Genomic DNA, 16,598 nt, shown 5'->3' with positions numbered 1-16,598 from the left:
ACGGAAAACTTTATCTATAAAAATTATAAACTTCTAAGAATAATACCATAATTTAACATGAATAGCACATATTATTTGAATATACAGGTAACAGTTTTGAGGAGTAACGTAAAATATGAATCGTCAAACTTATTCGTTGGTTATTGCTTATTTGTATCAAAATATTATTAAGATTGGATTTTAAATAGGGATAGGAAGGGAGAGATTAATAAAAATTAGCGATGGAAGGAAAAATGTAACGATTTTTGAAGTAGAGATATAAGTGTAATTACGGGGAGAAAACTACATATATCATACGGAGAGACAACGAAATAATTGAAAATAAGAAGAGTGAATAAGTGATTGTAAACAATGGATTGTTGGACGACTATGTTTTATATTACTCGTTTAAATCTGATACTTGGCACACTATTGCTTTTAAGAGGCTAATAGTAATAAAGAGGTTTTTAAAATGATGGAAGTAGTAAAGGGGATAAGAGAAATGAAAAAAATATTTAGTGTGCTTTTAGTTTTTTTCTTAACATTTTCTACATGGTCTAGTGTATTAGTAAAGGCAGCGTCACCATCCAAAGGTACTTTAACGATTCATAAGTATGAACAAGAAAAAGATGGAGAACCAGGACTAGAAAGTGACGGCTCTGCCAATCAAGAGGTGCCAACAAATGCGAAACCGTTAAAAGGTGTAACGTTTGAAGTGAAAAGGGTTGCATCGTTTGAAAAAATTTCAAACGATGGGAAAATCGTAAAAGAAGATGTGAAACCTGTAATGGGAGCAACTCCAACTCAAGTAGTAACAGATGATAATGGACAAGCTGTATTAAAAGATCTTTCACTAGGACGTTATGAAGTGAAGGAAGTGGCAGGGCCTCCACATGTTAACCTAAATCCAAATACGTATACAGTGGATATTCCATTAACGAATAAAGAGGGTAAGGTGCTAAACTATGATGTTCATATGTATCCGAAAAATGAGATTAAACGTGGTGCAGTTGATTTAATAAAAACTGGTTCAAATGAAAAAGTGTTAGCAGGTGCAGTATTCTCTTTATTTAAAAAAGATGGTACGGAAGTGAAAAAAGAGTTAGTAACAGATGGTAATGGGCATATTCGCGTGCAAGGATTAGAGTATGGGGAATACTATTTCCAAGAGACAAAAGCGCCGAAAGGGTATGTAATAGATCCGACTAAACGCGAGTTTTTTATAAAGAACTCCGCAACTATTAACGAAGATGGAACGATTACTTCCGGTACAGTAATTAAAATAGAAGTGAAAAACTATGAAGAACCAACTATTGATAAAAAGATTAACGGAAATTTGGAAGCGTTACCAATCAATCCGTTGACTAATTACAATTATGATATTAAAACAATAATTCCAGAAGACATTAAAGAATACAGAAAATATGTAGTAACAGATACTTTGGACAATCGTTTAGTGATTCAAGGAAAACCAATCGTTAAAATTGATGGAGCGGAAGTAAATACAAGCATTGTTGAGGTAGCCGTAGAAGGTCAAAAAATAACAGCTACAGTAAAAGATTTCACAAAATTAGATGGTAAAAAAGAATTCCATTTACAAATTAAATCACAAGTAAAAGAAGGCGTACCATCTGGTTCGGAAATTTTAAATACAGCAAAAATTGATTTTATAAATAAAAATGATGTAATTGGAGAAAAGGAATCTAAACCTGTATTTGTTGTTCCGACAACTGGAATAATTGAGTTAACAAAAATTGATGGTGCTAATAAAAAGAAATTAAAAGGTGCAGAGTTTGTACTTAAAGATAAAAATGGGAAAATAGTTGTTGTAGCAGGAAAAGAAGTCACAGGCGTATCAGATGAAAATGGTGTTATTAAATGGACTAACATTCCGTATGGAGACTATCAAATTTTTGAAACAAAAGCACCAACATATACAAAAGAAGATGGTACAACATCTTCTTTTCAATTATTAAAAGACCCCATTGATGTAAAAATTAGCGAAAATAATCAAACGATTAAATTAACGATAGAAAATAATAAAAGTGGATGGATGCTTCCAGTAACGGGTGGTATAGGAACGACTCTTTTTACTGTAATAGGCCTTGCATTGATGGTTACAGCGGCATTTGTTTTCTTTAGAAAAAAAGTTGCTAATAATTAGGTTTTTAGGAACATGTAACCATGTGATGTGAAAAGGGGAGAAGCAAAACGCTTCCCTCTTTTCGGTATTTTAGTATATACAGAGGTGGAAATATGAAACGAAATCTTGTTTTAGGAGGTATTTTTTTATTTGGATTAGGTATTTTTTTATATCCTACTATTAGTAATTGGTTGGCGACTCGTGCACATTATTCTGAGGTTAGCTCTTACGATAAGAAAATCAAAGCACTACAAAAGAAAGAAATCGAACGAAGAGAAAAAGAAGCAGCAGAATATAATAAACAAATTCAAACTTCCATGAAAACATTTGCAGATCCATTTTCTGAAGAAAAAAGTAATCATCAAGCGTATGCCGATGCGTTAAATTTAGGTGATGTAATGGGGTATATTGAAATATCGAAAATTAATATAAAACTACCAATCTATCAAGGGACCTCTGAGGAAGTATTGAGTCGCGGGGTAGGTCATTTAGATTATTCTTCGCTCCCAGTAGGTGGAGAAAATACGCACACTATTTTAACAGGGCATCGTGGTTTACCATCAGCAAAATTATTTACAGATTTAGATAAGTTGAGTGAAGGAGACCGTTTTTATATTCACTCTTTAGACAAAGTTCTTGCTTATAAAGTAGATCAAATTAAAGTAGTTTTACCACACGAAACGGACGATCTACAAATTGTAGAAAATAAAGACTATACAACATTAATTACGTGCACGCCTTATGGAGTAAACACCAATAGATTGCTAGTCCGGGGTGAGCGTGTAGAGTTCAATCAGGAAGAAAAACAAGGAATGAGTACAGAGGTATCTATGTTTAATAAGTGGACGGTAATAGTTCCACTCCTATTGTTATGTACGCTTCTGGTCGTAATTTATAAGGGAAAAATAATTAGATAGAATATATCTATCCCGCACTAATGGATAGTATATCCAAAAATTTAGGGGAAAGAAAAAAAGGTATGTAAGGAAGGATCGCTAATAAAAGTGCACTTTATTCGACTATAGAAAAAATACGGTAAAGGTGGGAACAAAGGAATTGAGGCTACGATTAAAACTGGTAAGTATTCCTTTTATGGTTTTGTTAATGCTATGTGTAAGTTTTGTCGTATATGTACCAAAAGAAGCATATGGATCCACGATAAACTTAGAAGGTCTAGGTGATATATCGCGTTATAATGCTGTTGTCTTTGGTAACCATAAAGCAATAGGTGGCGACATTGAAGGAGCAATGGCAGTTCAAGGTGATATGGATGCATCAGGGTATACGATTGTAGGTGCAGCAGCAGGAACATCTAATATAGTAGGTGAAAAATGGGTTGATGAGGGATATCCGTCCTTGTTATTGTCAGGAAAATTTAAGAAATCAAGAGAAGGATCTTTTATCATTCAAAACGGAATAGTCGTAATGACAAAAGAGAGTGATCCAAATCGTATTATACAATCTTCGTATGATCGTATCGTTTATAAAGAAAAACTAGAAATTGACGCGAAATTTAATGAATTTCGCAACATAGTAAACCAAGTCAGTAAAAATGCAGGACAATATAAAACGAATACCCCAATTCCAAATATGAGTTATGGGATCGGAAAAGATATAAACAATCCTAATATTTATGTTTCATCAGAATTGACAGGGAAAATCAATTTAGATATAAGAGATGTATTTTTGCCCAATGCTAAGGACAAAGATTTTATTGTAATGTATTCGGATGCGATAGAGGTTACATTTAAAAATGGGGCTATTCTATATGACAAGAACAATATTGGAAGGGCTACGGATATAATTCCCACATCACAACCCTATTCTCCTAATTCACCATTTACTGAGCTATACGGAAAAGTGATGTGGGTTTTTCCTAATGCGAAAAAGATCACAACAGAGGGATATGGTGTTGTTGGGAGTGTGTTTGCTCCCAATGCTGTATTAGAAACAAAAGGCGGTTCGATTAATGGACAAGCATTTGTCGGTGCGGTACAACAAACTGGTGGATTTGAATTTCACAATTTCAAATTTAACTGGCAACATTGGAACAAGCCTAGTACAGGAAAAGTAAAAATAAAAAAAGTTGATAGTAATAATGATAATAAAAAATTGGTGGGAGCAAAGTTTAAAATTGAAGATTCAAAAGGAAAAATAGTTGGAGAACTAGTAACAAATGAAGAAGGAGAAGCGATATCAAAAGATTTACCAATAGGAAACTATACCCTTGTAGAAATAGAAGCACCTAAAGGCTATGAATTATTAAAAGATAAAATAACTGTAAAAATAGAAAAAGATGCAGTAGTAGAAATTAAAATAGGAAATAAGAAATTGCCAGATCCAATGGGAAAAATGAAGTTAGTGAAAGTAGATATGAGCGATAAAAATAAACAGCTAGCAGGAGCAAAGTTTCATATTGAAGATTCTCAATGGAAAGTAGTTGGTGAGTTAGTAACAGATGAAAAAGGAGAAGCGATATCAAAGGATTTACCACTAGGTAACTATAACCTAGTGGAAGTAGAAGCACCTAAAGGTTACGAATTATTAAAAGATAAAGTAGTTGTAAAAATAGAAAAAGATGAAGTAGTAGAAATTAATATAGAAAATAAAAAATTGCTAGATCCAATTGGGAAAATGAAATTAGTGAAAGTAGATACGAGCGATAAAAATAAAAAACTAGCAGGAGCAAAGTTTCATATTGAAGATTCAAGTGGAAAAGTAGTTGGAGAGCTAGTAACAGATGAAAAAGGAGAAGCGATATCAAAGGATTTACCACTAGGTAACTATAACCTAGTAGAAGTAGAAGCACCAAACGGTTATGAATTATTAAAAAATAAAACAGCTATAAAGATAGAAAGAGATGAAGTAGTAGAAATTAAAATAGGAAATAGGAAATTACCAGATCCGACTGGGCAAATTGAAATTGAGAAAGTCGATGATAAGGATAGTAATTTAAAACTAAAAGGTGCTGTATTTCAAGTCTTAGATAAAGAAGATAAAGAAGTTAGTAGATTAACAACGGATGAAAAAGGAAAGGCGATTTCCAACCAATTAGCACTTGGAAAGTATACGATTAAAGAAATAAAAGCACCAAATGGATATATGTTACTTAGAGATTCAATAGAAATAGAAATTACAGAAGCGGTAAGGACACAAAAGCAAACAGTGAAAAATGCGAAAAATAATTGGGTAATCCCTAATACTGGTGGCAGCGGGACAACAAGTTTTTACGTGATTGGTTTTATGTTAATGTTTGGTGTGTTATGTTTATGTAAGAAAAATCATATATAAATAATATAAAAACCGTTGTATATTATGAACTAATTTTATAAAGTTAGACAAATCGTTGCATTAGATAGTTTTTTTGGCATGAGTTCGGTATTGTACTGGATTCATGCTAATAAATTTGTTGAAGAAGGAAGGATATTAGTAAACATAGAATATATTAATAAATTAAAATGTTTACGAGGTGAAAATGATGGCAATAAAACAAGACGAAATTAAAGTAGTAGTCGGAGCTGGGGTGTTTAATAATAATCCAGGTTGGATTCAAACACAAGAAGATGAACTTAACTTACTAGATAAAGCTACGTGGGAAGAAAAATTTGAATACAACTCTATTTCAGCTATTTTAGCGGAGCATGTATGGGAACACCTTACTTTTGAAGAGGGTGTAAGAGCAGCTGAAATTTGTTATGAATTTTTAATACCAACAGGGCATATTCGGTGCGGTGTTCCTGATGCATTTTTCCGAGATGAAGCATACCAGAATATAGTTCAAATAGGTGGACCTGGCCCAAAAGATCACCCAGCAGCAAGTCATAAAATTGTTCATAATTATAAAACTTTAACGAAAATGTTTGAAACTGCTGGGTTTGAGGTAGTATTACTTGAATATTGTGATGAGAAGGGTCAGTTTTATTACAAGGAATGGGATGCAAACGACGGTGTTATTTTCCGTTCGAAAAGGTATGATTCTAGAAATAAAGGTGATAAACTTGGTTTTCCATCGCTAATTGTTGATGCGATTAAGCGCTAAATCATTCAACAAAAACAGGAGTAATTCTATAAATTTATGAGTCGCAAATGCGGCTCTTTTTATTTGTGAGTAAGTCTATATTTAATAGGGAAACGTACAGTTATGATAATTAATTCTAAAGATTATAAAATTCGATTTAGAAAATATTTAAATTTTTTTCATCATCATTAACTTTAAATTAATACTTCGTTGATATAAAGATTTATTTTATATTTATATTCGTGTAAAATGAAGCGAGAACATACATTCTATATAGGGGGCAATCAATATGATAGCTGAAATTGGGAAACTAACTGATGGATATATTGTAAAATTTGAACGTCAATTTGCATATACGATTGAAGAGGTTTGGTCAGTTTTAACAGAAAACAGTAAGTTAAAAAAATGGATGTCTAATTTGCAGATTGAAAGCCTTAAAACAAATGGTGTAATAAAGTTCGACATGATGGATGGTTCATTTATAAATATTGATATTATAGAGTGCCAACAAAACTCAGTGCTTGAATTTACTTGGGATAAAGATCGGGTCCGATTTGAAATACATAAAGAGGATAATGGTACCCTTTTACTTCTCAAAGAAAACATTCATGTATTAACTGATCATACACCGAAAGATATAGCTGGTTGGCATATTTGTTTAGATCTTTTTTCTGCCGTTCTAGAAGGAGAAGAAAAAGAATTTTCTAAAGATAAATGGCAAAAATGGTTTGAAATATATAAAGATAAGGTTCTTGAATTAAGAGGGTAATCAACTTAAAGGTTATATTCATTGTGTAATTATTATATTGTAAATATGATTTTAATGAGAAATAAGAATAGAGGTTAATATGAAGGTAAATCAATTAATTGCTAACAACATCAATAAATTAGATACAGACATTCCATTTAATAAGTCGTTTGGAATTGCTGGTTTATCGGGATCGGGTAAAACAACGTTTTGTCAAACGATTGGTGAAGAATCAAAAAAACGATTAGTTTCTTTATTGCCAAAGGCTGAATATCAATATTTATTTCCTAATATCATGGAAACAAATTTTAGTGCAATTAAGATGGAGGATATGCCTTTAGTACTTTTTCTAGGAAAATCATCGATTTCTTCCAATCCACGTTCAACGATAGGTACACATACTGGTGTTTTCACTGAAATTCGCGAAAAACTTGCTGACGTATTTCATCTTTCCCCTGAGGTTTTTTCATTTAATAACCAGTTAGGTTGGTGTTCTGGTTGTAAAGGCCGAGGTACTACTAAAAATATTGAGTGTAAAAAATGTAAGGGGAAACGTTATAGTGAAGAAATTGAACAACATACTATAGATTTATTTGCTAAACCACATACCATTTCAAATATTAATGATTTAAGTGTCGAGTCTATTCTTTCGCTAGCGGAAGTGTTAAATATTAGTGAAGCAAAGCAACATATATTACAAAATATAATAAATATGAACATTGGTTATTTAACATTAAATCGAATAATGGGTACGTTGTCAGGTGGAGAGTTAACACGACTATATTTAGCTGAATTCATGGCAGTAAGTGAAAATGCTGTAATTATTATTGATGAGATTTCAGTTGGACTTGATCATGAAACATTATTACAAATATTAGAAGAGATCAAGCAATTAGGGTGTAAAAATCAAATTTGGCTTATAGATCATTCAGATACAGTACTGGATGCAACAGATGAGCAATTGTTCTTTGGACCTGGTAGCGGAAAATATGGTGGACAAATTGTGAAAGAATCACCAAGACCAAAATCAATACTGTGCGATCTAAATAAAGAAGTACCAACAGAATATTATACATTCCAAGAATTATATTGCCGTAATATCCAAATGGTGGAGTTTCAGATTCTTAAAAATAGGCTTGTAACAGTTACAGGAGAATCTGGTTGCGGGAAATCTACTCTTGTCAATGAATGTTTAGCTACAGATTTCTTGAAACGATATCCAAAAGATAAACTAGTTATGGTAGGGCAAGATCGAAATCAATCCATTACAAATCGATCAACTGTAGCAACTTTTCTAGATATTAAAAAGAAACTAACAAAGTATAGTGAAGAAATTGATGATATTTTTGAGCGTTCGATTGAAGATATTATTGATGAACTTCCAAATGAAGATATTGCGTATAAACGCTTGAGCCTACTAATTAAATTAGGTCTTGGCTATTTAACATTAGAACGAAAAACACAAACATTATCAACAGGTGAGTTTCAATGTGTTCATTTAGTTTCGGAATTATTTGCAAACACAAGAAATCCACATACATTATTTATTTTTGATGAGCCTTCAAAAGGTTTATCGCAAAATATTTTAAATCAATTTATAGACAGTATTAGAGGAATATTGCAAGATGAATCAGTCTCTATCATTATGATTGAACATAATAGTTACATGTTAGAAAGCTCTGATTATATTGTAGATTTTGGGAAAAGACAGCTTGAAGCTATCAATCATCTTGAAGTAGTAAGTCATGATGATTATTATCGTCAAAAAAGCAGTGTGAATAATGCTGAGCAAATACATATTTCTTCAGCACTTAAGCATAAAGAAGGCGTTCATTATTTAGAAGAAAATCATATTAACTATTTTAAAAATGCCGAAAATGTTTATAAGGGTGGTATTTTAAAAAGTTTATCTTCAATGGCGCGTTTAATTTATGGTGAATATGAATCTGATACAATTGCACCGGTTATTGCTATTGATCTTGAGAGGCATTTATATAGTCAGTATAGTTTCTTATATGAGGTTGGTGGACTAATTAATCATATTGTAGCTGCTCATCCAACTAATAAAGATACGAGAAGTTTTGATTTCTATTCACAGGACAATCATTGTCCATCTTGCTCTGGACGTCTTCAAATTGAAGTTTTCGATAAAGATATTACAATTCAAAATAAAAACGTTCCATTTTGGGACGGTTTATTCGATCCCGAAATCATGAAAGTATTAAAATTTTATCAATATGAAAAAATAGAATTTCTATTTGATGAAATTAAAAATGAGCTTGGTCACGATTTGTCAAAGAGCTATAATGATATGTCAGAAGTAGAAAAGCATACGTTTTGGTACGGATATTTTGAAAAATCATTTTATGATAAAAAAGGAAAGACACGCAGAACATGGGTAGGTTTTAATACGATTATTGGTGGATATATTGTTATTTCAAAAGCACCTATTAAAGAAGAAATTAAGACTTCTAAAGAAATGGTGACATGTCCAATTTGCGAAGGGACGGTTTTAAATCATCATAAACCACTTAAATTTGGCAACTCAGATATTCGTGAAATTATCAATAAACCAGTTGATGAAGTGTTGGAAATAGTCGGTGATTTACCTGCACTTCATAAATTGAAGTATATAGTTGGTGGCGATATGAGATTGACAGAAGATGTTTCTTTATTGCCAAGAAAAACACAAGTCGCACTGAAGATGTTTGAATTAGAACAGGCAAGCTTTTCAAACTATGAAATGGTGTTACAAAATGTCTTACCATTCTGGGGCGAAATAAAAGGGAATATCGAATCCATTAGTGTTAATAATCAAGTGACTGTTTGTGATTTCCCTAATGTTTATGAAACGAGAGAAAACATTATAGATAAGTATTTCACAAATGGTAAATATAAAAAACTTACGTATGTATACGAAGCGTTTGGATACAAAAAGTTAGTTACCCAAATTAATAAAATTAAAAAAAGTAATCCATGTCCATTCTGTAAAGGAAAGAAAGTTATTACTGAAGATAATTTGCATGATGGTGTGTTTAAACTAACAATTCCATGTGTAACTTGTAATGCAAGTGGTATTAATGACGAAGGACTAAAAGAAGTTGTTGAGGGTGTGGATGTAAAAACATGGTTAACTGGAAAAGTTAGTGATGTTGTGGATGAGAGCTTATTAACAGAGGCTGTTGAGCAAATACCAATTTTTAATCGTATTCGTGAATTGGATAAACGAGATATGATGGCGGTTTATGAATGTCTTGAGCGCAATCAGTAAAGTTTTATCCCGCTTTAATGGGCAGTAAGCCCCCCACCTCAAAATTCAGCGAAAGCAAAGAAATTAGGTGGGGGATCAACTGCCCATAAAAGTCCGATTGGTTCAACTAATAATCAGTGGGGGATGAAGAACCCCCCCACTGATTAAAGTTTCACTTTATTAGTTTATGTATTACTAACATAACTTATATAAAACCTATATTCTTTATAATGTATATATTAACGCAGTATGATTGATACAAGATAATGAAAGAAGATCCAATTTTTTAATGTTAAAATTAAGAAATTGGATCTTTTATTATTTTTATGTTCCACATACGATGTTTTTCACCATGGAAAGAAGTATGAAGGAAGGAGAGATGGAAAACTAAAAAGAATAAACAGTTGATATATTATATAATTATTATATTATAAAAGCGATGAATAAGTATAAAAATAGTTCTTAAGTTATATTGTTCTTATTAATCTTTTCGTTTTATTGTCTGATTTTTTGAGTTTAACAGAAATATATACTTGAATGAAGTATATATTTCTGTTAAATTTATCCTATGGATAGAACAAGTTTAATTAAAGGTCATTTAGAAATGTGTGTATTATCTATTTTGTCGAAAAAGAAAAGTTATGGTTATGAGATCATGAAAGAACTTGAAGTAAACAATTTAAAATTGAAAGGAGTAGGAAGTATTTACCCCATTTTAACTAAGTTGAAAAATCAAGAATGGGTTAATACTTATCAAGAAGTAACAGACAGTGGTAAAGTTAGGATTTATTATGAAATTAATGAAAATGGGAAAATACGTCTTGAGAAGAAAATTAATGAGTGGTTAGAAGTGCAATCGGATATTCAAACATTATTAAAAAGCGGTTTGAAAGGAGACCTTCTGAAATGAGGAATAGATTGATAGGTAAAGAAAAGCAATTTTTAACAGACGTACTTAAGGAATTAAAGCAATACGATATAAGTTTAGAAGAAAGGGATAATATTAAGCGACAAATATTAGAACATATTCAAGAATGTCGTGAACATGGTGAAGATAGTATAGATGATTTAGGTACACCTCAATTGTTTGTTCAAGATTTTTTAGAAATAAATGAAGTTGACTTACAAGTTAAAATGAAACAACTTCAAAATAAAAAGGGAAAATTCAACACAATTATCTTAAGTGGCATATTCATCGCAGTTATTACTTACCTCATCTCGCAAACTATATTTTCAATATTTTTAACTGAATCATTTAATCCAACTATTAGTAAAGATGTATTTCAGTATAATCTTCTATATCGTATTTCAGAGAATCAATGGTGGAACGCATTATTAATATTGACTAGTTTGACGCTCTCTGTAGTAGTATATATTAGTTTAGTAAGTTATAAAAAAAGAAAGCATCTAAAGTATAATGAAGAATACGATCTATAAACTGTCTCTAATTTGTATTCTTTGTAATGTATTAATATTATGTATCACACCTCCAAAAGCTTACGCTGAGCAAAATATTAAAGTTACATTGGATAAGTATATTGAAAAATTTATAAAGGAACAGAATATTCCAGGAGCTGCTGTTGCAATTGTACATAATAAAGAAGTATTCTTCACAAAAACGATGGGGTTTACTGGAGAATCTGAAAAAAAGGTAACTAGTAAAACGCCATTTGTAATCGGCTCAATAAGTAAATCTTTAACAGCTTTAGCTCTAGTGAAATTAATAGAAGATAAAAAAATAAAATTAGAGGATCCAGTTCAACATTATCTCCCTTGGTTTAAACTAAAAAATCCTCAAATATCCTCAACTATAACAATCCAACATCTACTAACTCATACAAGCGGAATCAATACATATGAGGGCTTAGCATTATCAGATAAGCAATCCAAAAGTTCTACAGCATTAAAAGAAAATGTAATGAAACTTTCAAATGTAAAATTAACTGCTCCACCAGGTGAAAAATATCAATATAGTAATGCAAATTATATTGTTTTAGGCGCACTTATTGAAGAAGTCACAAATGAAACATATTCATCATATATGGAAAAGTATATTTTTCAGCCGTTAAATATGAATGGCGCGGCAGCAAGTAAAGAAACTGCATATGAAAAAGGTTATTTAACAGGTTATCAGTCTTGGTTTGGCATTCCAAGAAAAAGTGTAGTGTCCTATGATAATGCCGGGGCACCGTATGGCTATATTATTGCAAATTTAGAAGATATGATTCAATATATTATGTTTTTGAATCGGCGAGAGGATGATCAATTCTTAAAGCAAGAAAACATGGATCTTTATCTTTCACCACTTTATAAGATAAATTCAGAAAAAAGTTATGGTTTTGGATTAAGAACAACAAATATAAATGAAAGCGACACGATGATTTGGCATTCAGGATCAACGCCCGATGCTCGTGCAGAATTATTTACTTTAAACGAAAGTGACTGGGGTGGAGTAATTTTAACAAATAAAAATCATGTATTAGAAGAAACAGCACTATCAGAATTGAAAAAGGGGATTATTAGTATTTTGAATGGAGAAGAACCGGTTGATATCCCTAAAAACATACCATTAACACAAATTATTTTGTTGATAGTTACGCTCATACTTTTCATATTATCAATTATATTAATTAAAAAGTATAAATATATGAAAACTGTAAAAAAGCTAATTTGGTTATTTACAGGGAGTCTATCCCTACTATTATCTATTATTTTCATCCCACTTCTTACTTATAGTACAAGCTCACCATGGCGTACGATAAAAATATTTGCGGCAGATGTAGGTTTACTTACAAGTATTATAGTAATTTTATTAGCTGTAAACGGATTATTATCAATCTTCATAGGTTTAAGACGGAAGAGGGTATAAGGGTAAATAATTAAAGAAATATAATTCAAGTGTTATAAACAGTTGACTCTCACACAATGTCATTGTTTAAGATAAAGTTGAGCTTCGAAGTAGATGTAATTTATAGGAGGAATTCATGTTTAAAATAGGGGACTTTTCAAAATTATCTTCCATTAGTATACGGATGTTGAGGCACTACGATAAAGTGGAATTATTACAGCCAGTAAAAGTCGATGAACAAAGTGGTTATCGATACTATTCAGCAGCCCAGTTAAAGAAAGTAAATCAAATTCAAACGTTAAAAGATATGGGATTTAAAATCGCTATCATTAAAGAAATCATAGAATGTGATAATATAGATGGTATTAAGGAGCAATTTTTAAATCGTAGTGCTCAAATTAAAGAAGACATGACTAACCTCAAAAAACAATTACGTCTCCTCGAAGATTCAATGAAAACGATGAGAGAGGATGTTGTTGAGATGAATTACCACGTTTCAATAAAAGAAATTCCAGAAAGATATGTAGCCAGTGTTAGAAAGGTTATTCCATCATATAATTGTGAAGGCGATTTATGGACCATGTTAATGCAAGAAATTCATATGAAAAATATTAGTATGGCCCATCCGAGTTATAGTATCGCTGTCTTCCATGATCAAGAATACAAAGAAAATGATGTAGATGTAGAAATACAGCTAAATATCTTAGGAAAGCATGAAAATACAAAAGATGTTTATTTTCAAAAAATAGAGCCAATCAAAGTAGCTTCTGTAACAGTAAGCGGAAGTTATGAACAAATGACAAACGTAAATGAAGCAGCCGCAAAATGGATTGAGACAGAAGGTTACGAATTAGCAGGCCCGATGTTTAATATTTATCATGTGAGCCCAGGAATGGAATCGGATCCTAATAAGTGGATTACAGAAGTTTGTTATCCAGTTAAATGATTGTAAAGAAAAAAGGCATTATGATATGCCTTTTTTCTTCATAAACTTATCCGTAATTGCAATTAACCAATCATACATAATTATCTTTCCTTCTATCGTAGTTTTCGTATCGGACTATATAAAGCAATAAAGACTTCAATTAATTTAGTAAAAGCAGCTAAAGCAAATACAAAGACAGGATTATAAGCTGAAATAATGCCTCCTACTAATGCCCCGAGTGGCATAGCTAATCGTGTAAGTACACGTGAAAATCCTAAAACTCTTCCTTGCATATTTGATGGAACTGTTTCCTGACGAACTGTGGCTACAATTGTATTCCATGCAATATTACAAGTCATTGCAACACCGAAAGCAATTCCGGGAGCGAGCCAATATGTGCTCCAAAGCGCAAAAGTTAAGCCAATTGCTCCAACAAATAGGAGTAAAGGAATTAGTATACCGCGTTGCAACCTCTTTTCTAAAGGAACTGCAATCAAGCTTCCTAAAAGACCACCTATTCCAATTAATGAATAATTAACCCCACTTTGTTCTGGGGTAAGTTGTAATGTGGATAATAAATAATACATGAATATACCTAAAACTGCACTTGCTCCAAAGTTTCCTATCATAGCTTGAAAAGATAAAGTTATATTTAAGCGATCATTTTTGAGCCATTTAAACCCGTTAAACAAATCAGATAGTACATTTTGAAGTGTATTTTTATCTTCACATTTTTTATTTGTGGTTTTCATAGACGGTAATAACATCACAGTAACTAATGTTGCAATAAATGAAAGAACATTAATCCAAAGCAACTGAAAGCCGCCAATAAAAGAAATGAAAACCCCAGCTATCATTGGACCAACTAAACTAGCCAATTGATTGATCATTTGATAGAAAGAATTGGCCTTTGTTAATGATGCTCCAGCAATTTGCGGAATGACTGTAACAGTTGTTACATCAAAAAGCATGGACATAACTGCTAACATAAAAGTAATTATGTATAAATACCAGATTTCTAATAGATGTAATGAATGTAGTATTGGAACGAGACTTACTAAAATAATATTAGTAATATCCGCTACCAAAAGTAACTTTTTTCGATCATAACGATCAATTATTACACCAACTAAAGGGCCATATAAAACGATTGGCAATACGTTAATAGCAAATAAAGAACTCATAATTACAGCTGAGCCGGTTAATTGATAGGCAATCCAAGGTAACGCAAAAGTATACAATGAGTCCCCAATTCGTGAAATGAGTAAACCAAAAATAAAAATTTTGTATTCTTTAGAAAAAGTTGTCTTTACGGTAAGGCTACGTTCTTGTATAGGTTTCACACTGTTTATACCACCTTTATTGTAGAGGAATTTGAAAATAATCCGTCCAATATTTGTTATGTATAGAATTCTATGATTCTTTTGTGAATCCTACTTTTTAGATGTATTTTAAAATTTTAAGGCGGAAATAAAAATGAAGGCTTTGGATTGAAGATTATTTAAAAACATAATAAAATTATAGTAAACTAGATTGTAAGATGGTTAATTTAGGAGGGGAAATATTGATACATATAGATAAGAATGTACGAACATCTGGTGCATATGTAATGTATAAGAATTTATTTGTTTTTCAAGTTGGACCAACGAGTAAAGGTGATACATTAGGTGTAGTAAGACTTGGAGGACATAAAGAAGCGGATGAAACAGCAGTAGAAACCACTAAAAGAGAAGTGGAAGAAGAAGCTTCTATCGATATTACTATATTGAATTCACCAACTACATATTATAAAGAGAGTTGGAATGCACAATCTAAGAAATTAAAAGTAGAAAATGAAGTTAATCCAATATTAATTATTGATAGTCCAGATGAAAGTTTATCTATCATGTATGTTGCCTATTCAAAGATGCTACCTAAACCATCTTCTGAAACGAATGGACTACTGTTACTTTCATTGAATGATATTGAATTAATTTGCACTGGGAAAATAACATTAAATGATTATATAAATCAAGGCGGAGTTGCTATATTGAAAGAAAAAATGGATAAAGAGTTAATTTTACAACCTTTTCCACAACTTATGTTTTTATCAGAACTTTTAAAAGAGGATCCTGTATTACTTCAGCAGTTTGTAAATTAGCAACGAAAGATACCTTAATAAGGGGTTTTTGTTGCTAATAATTTAGTGGTATGTGTATTGTCCATCAGGAAACAATACATTGTCTGTAGTAATCTATTTTACATAAAATATAGTTTATCTGAGCATGGAAAAACAGTTAGTATTATGTTCCATAGTATGTGTAGTTGGGGGAGAGGAAATTTAGAATATACAGTTAGAAATAAACTATAAAATTATTATGTAAATTAAGTGTGGTATAAAATAGGGTTTTCTTGTAATTTTTATTTCATTATATTTTAATTAATAAATTTAACACTTACTATTATTATTAAGTATAATAGTAAGTAAGAATATTTTGGTAGTTATTGAATGTAATTAAAGGCGGTTATTTGGAAGGAGTGATGTTTTATGAACAAACAGAAGAAAACAAAATATGCAAAAAAGCTCTACATAAAGAAAAAAGTAAAAGATATCGCCCGTTCTAGCGTTTTATAAGGCTTGGCTTGCATATTTAGAATAAATAATTGATGACTCATTTTTATTAAGAATCTATAGAATATGTAAGCAT

The 16,598-nt window shown here is 31.4% G+C and carries 12 protein-coding genes and 1 pseudogene; 12 read left to right on the top strand and 1 reads right to left on the bottom strand.

Annotated elements, in window-relative coordinates; genetic code table 11:
• Positions 1-481: 481 nt before the first annotated feature.
• From DN390_RS20170 to DN390_RS20125, 10 genes are all read left to right on the top strand, one after another.
• The gene (locus DN390_RS20170; RefSeq protein ID WP_147808228.1) at positions 482-2,143 is read left to right on the top strand and encodes a SpaA isopeptide-forming pilin-related protein; all 1,662 of its coding nucleotides are present in this window, start codon (positions 482-484) and stop codon (positions 2,141-2,143) included.
• 92 nt (positions 2,144-2,235) lie between these two features.
• The gene (locus DN390_RS20165) at positions 2,236-3,039 is read left to right on the top strand and encodes a class C sortase (RefSeq protein WP_147808227.1); all 804 of its coding nucleotides are present in this window, start codon (positions 2,236-2,238) and stop codon (positions 3,037-3,039) included.
• A 139-nt stretch (positions 3,040-3,178) separates the two neighbouring features.
• Positions 3,179-5,413 carry a SpaA isopeptide-forming pilin-related protein gene (locus tag DN390_RS20160; protein WP_147808226.1) on the top strand — a complete coding sequence of 745 codons (2,235 nt, stop codon included), beginning with the start codon at positions 3,179-3,181 and terminating at the stop codon, positions 5,411-5,413.
• A 187-nt stretch (positions 5,414-5,600) separates the two neighbouring features.
• The gene (locus DN390_RS20155) at positions 5,601-6,161 is read left to right on the top strand and encodes a class I SAM-dependent methyltransferase (RefSeq protein ID WP_147808225.1); all 561 of its coding nucleotides are present in this window, start codon (positions 5,601-5,603) and stop codon (positions 6,159-6,161) included.
• A 268-nt stretch (positions 6,162-6,429) separates the two neighbouring features.
• The gene (locus DN390_RS20150) at positions 6,430-6,909 is read left to right on the top strand and encodes an SRPBCC family protein (protein WP_147808224.1); all 480 of its coding nucleotides are present in this window, start codon (positions 6,430-6,432) and stop codon (positions 6,907-6,909) included.
• Positions 6,910-6,988: 79 nt separating this feature from the next.
• Complete coding sequence (locus tag DN390_RS20145) at positions 6,989-10,159, top strand: ATP-binding cassette domain-containing protein (protein WP_147808223.1); 3,171 nt, start codon at positions 6,989-6,991, stop codon at positions 10,157-10,159.
• Between the two features lie 583 nt (positions 10,160-10,742).
• On the top strand, positions 10,743-11,048 hold the full coding sequence (locus DN390_RS20140; RefSeq protein ID WP_306472301.1) for a PadR family transcriptional regulator: 306 nt from the start codon (positions 10,743-10,745) through the stop codon (positions 11,046-11,048).
• Positions 11,045-11,575, top strand: coding sequence for a DUF1700 domain-containing protein (locus DN390_RS20135; RefSeq protein ID WP_147808222.1), 531 nt, complete (start codon positions 11,045-11,047; stop codon positions 11,573-11,575). The genes DN390_RS20140 and DN390_RS20135 overlap by 4 nt, the downstream gene beginning before the upstream one ends.
• A complete protein-coding gene (locus DN390_RS20130; protein WP_147808221.1) occupies positions 11,556-13,007 on the top strand; it encodes a serine hydrolase domain-containing protein in 1,452 nt (483 codons plus the stop codon). Before DN390_RS20135 ends, DN390_RS20130 begins: the two co-directional genes overlap by 20 nt.
• Positions 13,008-13,122: 115 nt before the next feature.
• Positions 13,123-13,932, top strand: coding sequence for a MerR family transcriptional regulator (locus DN390_RS20125; RefSeq protein WP_147808220.1), 810 nt, complete (start codon positions 13,123-13,125; stop codon positions 13,930-13,932).
• Between the two features lie 92 nt (positions 13,933-14,024).
• Here the strand turns inward: DN390_RS20125 and DN390_RS20120 are convergent, their stop codons facing one another.
• Positions 14,025-15,254: an MFS transporter gene (locus DN390_RS20120; RefSeq protein ID WP_147808219.1), complete on the bottom strand. Its 1,230-nt coding sequence runs from the start codon at positions 15,252-15,254 to the stop codon at positions 14,025-14,027.
• A 221-nt stretch (positions 15,255-15,475) separates the two neighbouring features.
• Between DN390_RS20120 and DN390_RS20115 the strand changes: the two genes are divergently transcribed.
• Positions 15,476-16,051 (top strand): NUDIX hydrolase, encoded by a 576-nt coding sequence (locus DN390_RS20115; RefSeq protein ID WP_147808218.1) that lies wholly within the window; start codon positions 15,476-15,478, stop codon positions 16,049-16,051.
• Between the two features lie 102 nt (positions 16,052-16,153).
• Positions 16,154-16,261, top strand: a pseudogene (locus DN390_RS31225) (winged helix-turn-helix transcriptional regulator); the annotation flags it as partial.
• Positions 16,262-16,598 lie beyond the last annotated feature (337 nt).

Source organism: Bacillus sp. SH7-1 (assembly GCF_008042405.1).
Taxonomy (GTDB): Bacteria; Bacillota; Bacilli; order Bacillales; family Bacillaceae_G; genus Bacillus_A; species Bacillus_A thuringiensis_N.
The sequence above is the reverse complement of the archived record's forward strand: the minus strand, read 5'-3'. Positions and strand labels throughout refer to the sequence as shown.

What these genes read in the sequence shown, in the direction of transcription:
- DN390_RS20140 (WP_306472301.1), top strand. Translation starts at nt 10,743, where the DNA reads ATGTGTGTATTATCTATTTTGTCGAAAAAGAAAAGTTATGGTTATGAG.
- DN390_RS20135 (WP_147808222.1), top strand. Translation starts at nt 11,045, where the DNA reads ATGAGGAATAGATTGATAGGTAAAGAAAAGCAATTTTTAACAGACGTA.
- DN390_RS20150 (WP_147808224.1), top strand. Translation starts at nt 6,430, where the DNA reads ATGATAGCTGAAATTGGGAAACTAACTGATGGATATATTGTAAAATTT.
- DN390_RS20170 (WP_147808228.1), top strand. Translation starts at nt 482, where the DNA reads ATGAAAAAAATATTTAGTGTGCTTTTAGTTTTTTTCTTAACATTTTCT.
- DN390_RS20145 (WP_147808223.1), top strand. Translation starts at nt 6,989, where the DNA reads ATGAAGGTAAATCAATTAATTGCTAACAACATCAATAAATTAGATACA.
- DN390_RS20165 (WP_147808227.1), top strand. Translation starts at nt 2,236, where the DNA reads ATGAAACGAAATCTTGTTTTAGGAGGTATTTTTTTATTTGGATTAGGT.
- DN390_RS20155 (WP_147808225.1), top strand. Translation starts at nt 5,601, where the DNA reads ATGGCAATAAAACAAGACGAAATTAAAGTAGTAGTCGGAGCTGGGGTG.
- DN390_RS20125 (WP_147808220.1), top strand. Translation starts at nt 13,123, where the DNA reads ATGTTTAAAATAGGGGACTTTTCAAAATTATCTTCCATTAGTATACGG.
- DN390_RS20130 (WP_147808221.1), top strand. Translation starts at nt 11,556, where the DNA reads ATGAAGAATACGATCTATAAACTGTCTCTAATTTGTATTCTTTGTAAT.